Here is a 9,520-nt window from a genome sequence, read left to right as displayed (position 1 = left end):
AAGAAGGGCTCGTTCTCCAGCGAGGAATCTGTCTTCAAGGTTCTCTATCTCAGGGTAAAGGAACTCTATGCCAAGTGGGAAGGGCATCATATCCAGAACTGGGCGATGGTCAGAAACCAGTTGGCTATGGATGATAAGCTGCAAGCTCGTATCCTGAAATACGAGAAATTTTAAAGCCAGCAATCACTGGTAACGCATCTTCTTTTATGATACCTAAAAAAACTTACACACTTAACTTGACAAACCCAAGCACAAAAACATAAAGAAGCGTTCTAATTTAAGGCTTACACGATCCCTATCAGAACTTGGTATTTCAACAAAAACACGCGACCACAAATTATCAAATGAACGAGTATTACAGATATTGACTTGTTTCTATATGTTAAAAACCATTATCCATAGTAATGGAACAACACAGTATTTCACCTGGAGTTTACATGAATTATCTAACCGTTTGTTCCGTGAATACAACTATTCCAACAATCTTTTAATAAAATCAACTTTTGATGTCTTTAAAGTGGTTATTGACAGATGGTTTCCTACAGTGTAAAATAATAGCACAAGGAAAAATGTAACCACACATTTTGTAAGGACAACATCTTAGTTGATGTTGTCCTATTTTTTTTGTAATTCCTGAATAAAAAAAATCCTGCCAGTGTTGAAACCACTGACAGGACAGTGCCGAAGGTATTACCAGTACAAACGGCCAATATAATCCGATTTGCCAGATGTAAATTTTTTTTGTGGTGGCGTAATTCATTATAATGCTTTGAAGAAGGGATAAAACAATACTCTCTAAAATTATTATGCGGCTTATTTATTTGTAATTATGGAAAGGGGATTGGAAAAACATGAAAAAATCTCTATGTGCAACACTATCTATATTTCTTATTGCTTTTATTCTTGTTGGCTGTAAATCGAATGTTTCGGACAAACAAATGACAATTACTATTGGAAACAATATGCAAAGAACCGGAACTTATACAGGAGAAATAGAAAATGACATTCCAAATGGAAAGGGGAAATTCACATCTGCAAATCCTCAAAATATTACGTGGGTATATGAGGGTGAATTTAAAGATGGTACATTTAATGGTCAAGGAAAGCAAACGATGAATACTATGCCAAAGCAAGTAATAGAGGGCACATATAAAAATGGAAAATTAGTGAAAGGTAAAGAATTCCTAAATAATCAACTCAGGTATGATGGGGAGTGGGAAAACGGGATTCCAAACGGCACGGGAACAATTTACAACGCCGATGGATCCACTTTTTATCAAGGGGATGTTAAGAATGGTTTCCCCGCATTACCTGCTGTTGATCTGAATCAAAACGTATCCTATGCAGATTGGCAATACCAAGCAACCGCCGTTTCTACCGCAAATTCGGCCGGCAACAAAGCACCAAAAGGTGTTTTTGTAATTGTAACTATGCATGTTACCAATAATGGGAGTACCGCAAGACAATTCGCAGCAAGTGACAATCCATTTATTTTAATTGATGAAAATGGCAAACAATACCCTATGGATACAGATGCCTTATTGGCATATCGTATCAATAATAGCGTGGGTGACTGGTACTTAAGTAAAATCAATCCTTCTTTTTCTGCTAATCTTCCATTAATATTCGATGTGCCAAAAGGATTGACGGGGGTTCAATTGCTTCCCGCAAGAAGCATGGGTAAAGCTAACCCTATTAATATCGGTGATATTAATTAACTGAAGTTATCTATATTTAACAAAAATCCCGTCGCCGGCTGGCACCAGTAACGGGAAAATATAATCGCACCGCATCACTAAATGGGCTGATTACCTATATAGTATATCATATCAGCCCCTATTCCACTATATCCAAAGGAGCTGATTCTATCATGGGTATGAAGAGAGCTAACGGCAGCGGGTCTGTATATAAGTTGAAGCAACGGCTGCACAAACCATTTAAAGTTGTCATCACGGTCGGATGGACAGATGAGGGTAAGCGCATCCGCAAATGTCTTGGATATTTTGAAAAATCAAAAGAAGCATGGGATGCGCTGTCAGAGTATTGGCACAATCCAGACCGATTTAATACAAAGGAAGTTACCTTTGCTCAGGCATGGACATGGATGATAGACGAAAAAAGACGTCAGGGCGTCGATATAAAAAAAGGTAAATTTTCCGCATCAAAAGCAAAAGTAAAACCGATCTGGAACATGCCGATGCAGCAAATCCGATTAGTACATCTGCAAGCTATCTTTGATACCTACAAAAATTTAGGGCGATCTTCCCATGAAAATTTATTGAAAGCGATTAATGGAGCGTTTAAAGAAGCGATAAAAAATGATGTAATCAATAAAAATTACGCATCGATGGTCACTCTTCCACCGGCAACGAAATCCACGATGCATATTCCCTTTTCTGCTGCTGAGATAGAAATACTTTGGCAGCATACAAATATCAAATTGGTTCGCGTCATATTGATATATATCTATACAGGCATGCGCCCCATCGAATTGTACGATATTAAAATTGAAGATGTCCATGTAAAAGAAAGATATCTCATTGGCGGCGTGAAGACAGCTGCCGGAAAAAACAGAATCATTCCCATAGCTAACTGTATCCTGCCATTTGTTATAGAAATTTATGCACAAGCATTGTTTATAAAGTCCCCCACGCTATTGCCTAAAGGATATATACCTGTACGAATCGATAAAAGTCTGCAAAAATTATGCACTGAATTAGGAATAGGCATCCATAAACGCCATGACACCCGCCATACATTTATTACGATGGCAGAAAATGACAAAATGGACGAACATATCTTAAAAGATATCGTTGGCCATAGCCACACCGGTGATGTCACACATGAGGTCTACACGCATAAAAACACAGCCCAATTGATTGAAGCTGTAGATAATTTGCCCACTAAATTTAGTTTGGAAAATGTAGCCACGATGTAGCCACGATGAAAAAAATACCCGTCAAAACAGATAAAAGCGGTCTTAGTCATTTTTAACAAATGGCTTAAAACCGCTATTTTACTAGTCTTCTGGCATGTCGTCAGGCATATCCCCATTGTGGTATACGTCTTGAACGTCATCAATTTCTTCCAATGCGTCGACCAGATTTTCCAGCTTTTCTGCATCTTCAGCATTGAGTTTGATCATATTTTCCGGAATCATTGTAATTTGCGCATGTTCCGTCGGGATATTATTATCAGCCAAGGCTTTTTCAACTGCATCAAAATTTTCCGGCGAAGTGATGATTTCATATTCCTCATCGCCTGTTTTTACATCATCAGCCCCAGCGTCAAGAGCAACCTCCATGATCTGATCTTCATCAGCATTTTCGCTGGCGACGATGAAAATCCCCGTACTGTGAAACATCCAGCCAACACACCCGGTCGCGCCAAGATTACCTCCATACTTAGAAAATTCGTGCCGTACAGCTGCAGCTGCTCGATTACGATTATCCGTCAAAACATTTGCCGTCACGGCGACACCGGCTGGGCCATAGCCTTCATACACAATTTCTTCGTAGCTTTGTCCTTCTGCAGCGCCAGCACCTTTTTGGATAGCACGCTTGATATTTTCCTTCGGAACATTATTTTCCTTTGCTTTTTGCAAGGCTAATTTCAAACGCATGTTACCGGTTGGATCCGGGCCGCCCATACGGACAGCAATCGTAATTTCACGACCGATTTTTGTCGTTATTTTGCCCCGAATGGCATCATTTTTACCTTTTTTACGCTTAATATTTGCCCATTTAGAATGTCCAGACATTCAAATGCCTCCCTTTATTTCCACCACTCTTCGCCAGCCAGACGGTCTAGTATAATAGCCGCCGCCGAGCGGACAGATAGGTGATTATAATCCCCTGCACCATAAATCGGCTCCAGGATGAAATCGAATTGTTCCATCGTTTCCTTCGTCATGCCGTATCCCGTACCAAGCAGCAACAGGATGGGAGTATCTTCTTCTTCTCTCTTACGACGGAGGTTCTTGTAAGAAATTGTATTGGCATAGGTACGCGCATCTGTCGTTACTACATAAGGCGGCTTTCCTTCAGCTTCTGTTACAGCCTCGACAGCCGCCGCGATGGAAGAGCGGATATCTACAATATCAAAAGCCTGAGTCCGATACGAATTATATTTTCTCCCGACAGTACTTTCCCAAAAACCAATAATTTTATGCACCATGTCCAGTTGCCCTTGCACATGATGGATAATAAAATATTTTTTTACGCCATACGTTTTAGCCGAACGCGAAATATCGTGGAGATCATAATTCGTAATCGCTGTGGCAATGACGTTAAAATTCTTATCATATATAGGATAATGTACCAAGCCTACATAGAGCGGCGATTTCATGTTTCCATCTCCCGTTTCAGCCTATCCAGAATTACTTTGTCATGATCGGAAAGGGCATGCCGTTTCAATAAATCCGGACGCCGCCGCAAAGTTCGTGCCAAAGACTGCTCACGACGCCAACTACCAATTTTGGCATGATCACCACTGCGCAGTACAGCAGGCACCTCCATGCCGCGAAACACGGCCGGTTTGGTGTACTGCGGATATTCAAGAAGAGAAGAATAAAACGAATCCTCCGATGCGCTCCCGGCCGCCCCCAAAACACCTGGGATCATGCGGGCCACTGCATCAACAACGGTCATTGCCGGGATTTCTCCGCCAGTAAGAACATAATCACCGACTGAAATTGTTTCGTCAACCAAAAACTGCTCTACCCGATAATCAACGCCTTCATAATGACCGCAAAGCAAAATAAGCTGATCATATGCCGCCAACTCACGAGCCTTTTTCTGGTCAAACGTCTTGCCTGCCGGTCCCATAAGAATGACCCGCCGTTTAGGTACACTGCGCCGCACCGTCTCCACAGCCGCAAAAAGAGGCCCTGCCTTCATAAGCATGCCGCAGCCACCGCCGTAAATAGTATCATCCGCCATGTGATGACGATCATATGTAAAATTTCTGGGATTTGTTACATCCACATCCAGTAAGCCTGCCTGACAGGCCCTGCCAATAATACTGTGCCGGTAAAAAGCCTCAATAAATTCTGGAAAGAGTGAAATTATATCAATTCTCATTCGTCTACCCATTCCGGCGGATCTACCACCATTTTCCCGGCCTTGATATCGATAGATTTGATAACATCAGGAATCGCCGCCAGCAATGTCTCGTTTTTATCTTCACCAGTCACAACATAAACGTCGTTGCTGCCTGTTTTCAGAACATCCGTAAGCGTACCCAGCCATTGATCCTGCATATCGTATACGGCAATGCCAATCAAATCACAAACATAATACTGTCCTTTTTTCAAGGGAACCAAGTCCTCCCGCGGCACCTGCAATTCCTTTTTGACAAGAAATTCTGCCGCCTCCCGATCATTGACTCCCTCAAATTTCATCAGTACTACGTTTTTATGAAGCCGGGCATCTGCCACTTCGTATTTTTTACCATCGATATATCCATATTTCATATGCAGAAATCGTTTCGGGAAATCCGTATCCGGATATATACGAACATCACCCCGCACGCCGTGCGGGGCAACTATTTGACCGATCGTAAAAAGTTCAAATTCAGTCATCATATGTTACTGACGAAAGGCAACAATCTTATCATCTTCAAGCAAGATTTCTGTGCCCATTAATTTTCCTAAATCATCGCCAACCTTGACGATAACTGTCTGTTCAAGCGTCCCCTGTCTGATTTCAGAACCAATTTCCAGCTGTGCAGCCTGTTCTCTATCATTCTGCGCTTTTGCCTTAGCAGCAGTAAGTCGCTGTTTTTGTTCTTCCACCTTAGCACGCAAAGAAATCAGACCCTGTGCATCAATTTTTGCCTGTTCGGTCATCATGCGTTTTGCCTGAAATTCCAGGTTCTGCATCTCCCGATCGATATCACTGAGCGTCTGATCCGCATTTCTGATAATTTTATCCTTCAGTACCTGCGTAACCTTCGATTTTACAACGATGGGAACGCGTAATGTGATCTGATCCATGGTTTCTCCTATACGATATCCACTGATACTTTTTTATTCGCCTTCACTGCCGCGGCCTTGACAACAAGGCGTAGTGCTTTCGCAATTTTTCCTTGTTTGCCAATGACCTTGCCCATATCTTCGGGAGCGACATGAAGCTCGTACACTTCGAGGCCCTTCTTTTGAATCTTTGTAATTGTAACTGCTTCCGGGCGTTTAACCAACGCTTTTGCAATACATGCAATCAATTCTTCCATAGTATCCAGCCTCACTTACTTTTTGGATGCTTCAAATTGAGCCATAATACCAGCTTTTTTGAAAATAGAGCGAATCGTATCGGTAGGCTGTGCACCTTTACCAAGCCATGCTACTGCAGCTTCAGTATTGACAGTCAAACGATCAGCAACATCTTTAGCCGGATCATACATACCCAATGTCGCAACGGGGCGTCCGTTGTTGCGGGCATTACGCGAATCAGCAACGACAACACGGTAGATCGGTTTTTTCTTAGCACCTAAACGAGCTAAACGAATTTTAATCATGAAAATCACCTCCTCCAGTTAGTTTATTTCCATTTATGGAAATCGATTAAAAGGGCAGACGCGGAATAAATCCACGTCGTTTTTGCTGTGCTTTTTTAGCTTGCTTCATCATTTTCTGCATTTCCGTAAACTGCTTAATCAAACGATTGACATCCTGAACGCGTGTACCGCTGCCTTTGGCAATACGGCGTTTCCGGCTATCCTTGATGAGCATTTTCGGATTACCGCTCGATCGTTCCTGCGCCGTCATAGATGTGATAATAGCTTCAATATGTTTAAGCTCCTTGCCATCCATGTCGACCTTATCGAGTTCTTTTTTATACTTTCCAATACCGGGAATAAGACTCATAATACTTCCCACATTTCCCATCTTTTTAATCATATGAAGCTGCGTTAAAAAATCATCAAAGGTGAACGTGCCGCTTTTCATGGTCTGTTTCATGTTGGCCATAGATTCTTCGTCAAAAGCAGCCTGCGCTTTTTCGATGATAGTCTCGACATCACCCAAATCCAGTATCCGAGACGCATACCGATTGGGATGAAATTCCTCCAGCCCATCCAGCTTTTCACTGACACCAATAAACTTAATTGGTTTGCCGGTTACCGCCTTGATGGATAGCGCCGCCCCGCCGCGAGCGTCACCGTCCAATTTGGTCATGATCATGCCGTCAATACCCAGGGCCCCGTCAAATGCCGACGCAGCTGTAACCGCATCCTGGCCGGTCATGGCATCAACAACCAAAAGTATTTCATGCGGGTGAACTTCTTCTTTGATGTGAATCAGTTCATCCATCAGGGTTTCATTTATATGGAGACGCCCTGCCGTATCAATAATGACGACATCCCGTAAATGACCGACCGCATAAGGAATCGCATTTTCAGCTATTTGCACAGGATCGGTACTGCCTTCCTCCGTATATACCGGAATATCCAGTTCTTTACCGAGTACCTGCAGCTGTGTAATAGCCGCAGGCCGGTATACGTCGCCAGCCACCATGATCGGACTCTTGCCCTGGGCCTTCAATTTTTTAGCAAGCTTGGCCGCTGTTGTCGTTTTTCCGGCCCCTTGAAGACCTACCAGCATAATAATCGTTGGCGGCTTAGGAGCAATAGCAATTCGGCTCTGAGTGCCTCCCAAAAGTTCTGCCAATTCATCACGAACGATTTTGATAACCGTCTGTGACGCATTCAAGCTGCCGAAAATTTCTTCTCCCACAGCTTTTTCCCGCACCTTTTTGATAAAATCCTTGGTAACGGTAAAATTGACATCTGCCTCCAGAAGAGCACGGCGCATCTCTTTCAGCGCCTCCGTAATATCTTCTTCGGAAAGCTTCCCTTTGCCGCGAAGCTTTTTAAATGCAGCTTGAAACCGTTCGGATAAACTTTCGAATGGCATAGGAGCCTCCTTATATCTCAATCTCTTGAATAATTTTTTTTGCTTGTTCTATCTGCGCCGGCCCGCCTTGCTCCAACAGCCTTCCGGCATGATCCAATTGGGATCTGACAGCATCACTCCGGGCCAATAACCGAAGGCGCTGTTCATAACTTTCCAGCGATTTAGAGGCACGGCTCAGCATATCGTAAACACCCTGCCGGGAAATTTCAAGCTCTTCACCAATTTCAGACAAAGACCAATCCATGTCAAAATACAGTTCCATGCAGCGTCGCTGCCGCTCGGTCAAAAGTGAACCGTATATATCCAACAACCGGCCCTTGCGTATAACATCGTCGAGCATCGTTCCACCGCCCTCATAATCAGCGTACTGTGATAGTATACACGACGCATTTCGTTCTGTCAAGTATATATACTTGTCAGGGATATAAAAAGATGGTCCTGTATAGTCAATACATCCACTGGACAGATGCCGTGGCAAAGGCCGTGTGATCCGTGCCATGCCGTATCGCATCCCCGTTCTGCACGCGGGCGATACCCAGCGTACCGCGATTTCCCGCAGCATCAGTTCGTATAATAAGGCTTCCACCTGATCCGGCTGGCTCTGTCCCGTCAGTTCCACCAAAATATACGCGCTCCCGGACAAGCAATAGGCTCTATTACCAGCCGTAATAAGCTGCAGTACACTGTAATCTAATGCTACTTCTGCACCTGTATGTATCCGTATCGGAATGGCAGACTGATCAGCCGCCTGCTGCAATCGTTTAACATGTTCTATGATAGTCGGCCACGGGGCAATTACACCCTGGCGATTCACATGAGGTGTTGCAAAGATATCTGTGGTGCCGGCATATGCTGCCATTTTCAGCATATCCAATGACATGTCCAGCGAACGGGATCCATCATCGGCTTCTATGTTTGGAAGAATATGAGAGTGTAAATCCACCATAGTATTTAAACCCTTCATAAATTTGTAATAATATATTCAAGCACCCATTTTATAACTTTAAGTTATAAGCTTTCTTTTTTCACGTAGTTTTATATTGCTTTTCTTTTGATTTCTACTGAACCACCGGATACAGCATGCCGAACTGCAGAAGATCGTTCTCCGATCCAACGGTTTTTCCACTACCACAAGTGTTCCGCATGTACGGCACCGGAATTCACGATATACCGTACGAGGCCGCACCCGTTTGGAATGCTTCCAGTACCTTTTTTCACACTGCTGAGAACAAAACTTTGTCCGACAATCTTCCCTATCTGTAACATATACAAATTTTCCACATTTCAAACAATGAAATTTCCGAATAACAGGTTGGGCAGGCAAAACGCATTCTATGCCAATATGGTCCTTACCGCCATGATGATTAGCATAGCGTCTGCAGGTATAGCTGCAATATTTCTGATTTACTCTTTGGGGCTCAAATTCTTTTCCGCAGACAGCGCATTTCATAAAGCATCTTCTCCGCCGGTATCCGGTCCCCGCTGTTTGGGAAATACCATTTTCATATTACATATAAAAAAACACGCAAAAAAAGGGGCTGTGAAATAACGCCCCTATAAAAACGAATGAGGATCACTGGCTCGAAAGAGCCGGTGATCCTCATTTTG

General features: G+C 43.2%; 11 protein-coding genes. 2 read left to right on the top strand and 9 right to left on the bottom strand.

All coding sequences use genetic code 11. From position 1 onward, the window contains the following. The first annotated feature begins 851 nt into the window (after nucleotides 1–851). Together AB840_RS14195 and AB840_RS14190 are read left to right on the top strand one after the other, a co-directional pair. Nucleotides 852–1,718 (top strand): DUF4352 domain-containing protein, encoded by an 867-nt coding sequence (locus AB840_RS14195; protein WP_048515498.1) that lies wholly within the window; start codon nucleotides 852–854, stop codon nucleotides 1,716–1,718. 194 nt (nucleotides 1,719–1,912) lie between these two features. Then, entirely contained in the window at nucleotides 1,913–2,938 is a 1,026-nt protein-coding gene (locus AB840_RS14190; protein WP_159445841.1) for a tyrosine-type recombinase/integrase, read from the top strand. Between the two features lie 81 nt (nucleotides 2,939–3,019). Here the strand turns inward: AB840_RS14190 and AB840_RS14185 are convergent, their stop codons facing one another. The 9 genes from AB840_RS14185 to ylxM are packed head-to-tail and all read right to left on the bottom strand — an operon-like array spanning nucleotide 3,020 to nucleotide 8,858. Continuing rightward, nucleotides 3,020–3,760, bottom strand: a complete 741-nt coding sequence (locus tag AB840_RS14185; protein WP_048515496.1) for a YebC/PmpR family DNA-binding transcriptional regulator — start codon at nucleotides 3,758–3,760, stop codon at nucleotides 3,020–3,022. 14 nt (nucleotides 3,761–3,774) lie between these two features. Next, nucleotides 3,775–4,347 (bottom strand): RNA methyltransferase, encoded by a 573-nt coding sequence (locus tag AB840_RS14180; RefSeq protein ID WP_048515495.1) that lies wholly within the window; start codon nucleotides 4,345–4,347, stop codon nucleotides 3,775–3,777. Continuing rightward, nucleotides 4,344–5,081: a tRNA (guanosine(37)-N1)-methyltransferase TrmD gene (gene trmD / locus AB840_RS14175; RefSeq protein ID WP_048515494.1), complete on the bottom strand. Its 738-nt coding sequence runs from the start codon at nucleotides 5,079–5,081 to the stop codon at nucleotides 4,344–4,346. Before trmD ends, AB840_RS14180 begins: the two co-directional genes overlap by 4 nt. Beyond that, nucleotides 5,078–5,581, bottom strand: coding sequence for a ribosome maturation factor RimM (gene rimM / locus AB840_RS14170; RefSeq protein ID WP_048515501.1), 504 nt, complete (start codon nucleotides 5,579–5,581; stop codon nucleotides 5,078–5,080). The genes trmD and rimM overlap by 4 nt, the downstream gene beginning before the upstream one ends. Before the next feature lie 6 nt (nucleotides 5,582–5,587). After that, nucleotides 5,588–5,995: a YlqD family protein gene (locus tag AB840_RS14165; RefSeq protein WP_048515493.1), complete on the bottom strand. Its 408-nt coding sequence runs from the start codon at nucleotides 5,993–5,995 to the stop codon at nucleotides 5,588–5,590. Between the two features lie 8 nt (nucleotides 5,996–6,003). Continuing rightward, entirely contained in the window at nucleotides 6,004–6,231 is a 228-nt protein-coding gene (locus AB840_RS14160; RefSeq protein WP_048515492.1) for a KH domain-containing protein, read from the bottom strand. Nucleotides 6,232–6,246: 15 nt separating this feature from the next. Then, on the bottom strand, nucleotides 6,247–6,516 hold the full coding sequence (gene rpsP, locus AB840_RS14155; RefSeq protein WP_048515491.1) for a 30S ribosomal protein S16: 270 nt from the start codon (nucleotides 6,514–6,516) through the stop codon (nucleotides 6,247–6,249). 46 nt (nucleotides 6,517–6,562) lie between these two features. Then, on the bottom strand, nucleotides 6,563–7,912 hold the full coding sequence (gene ffh / locus AB840_RS14150; RefSeq protein WP_048515490.1) for a signal recognition particle protein: 1,350 nt from the start codon (nucleotides 7,910–7,912) through the stop codon (nucleotides 6,563–6,565). 10 nt (nucleotides 7,913–7,922) lie between these two features. Further along, nucleotides 7,923–8,858 carry a YlxM family DNA-binding protein gene (ylxM, locus tag AB840_RS17925; protein WP_234984946.1) on the bottom strand — a complete coding sequence of 312 codons (936 nt, stop codon included), beginning with the start codon at nucleotides 8,856–8,858 and terminating at the stop codon, nucleotides 7,923–7,925. Nucleotides 8,859–9,520 lie beyond the last annotated feature (662 nt).

It is taken from the genome of Megasphaera cerevisiae DSM 20462 (assembly GCF_001045675.1).
In the GTDB taxonomy this organism is placed as follows: Bacteria; Bacillota; Negativicutes; order Veillonellales; family Megasphaeraceae; genus Megasphaera; species Megasphaera cerevisiae.
Note: the sequence above shows the minus strand (reverse complement) of the source record. Positions and strands in the feature narration are given on the sequence as shown.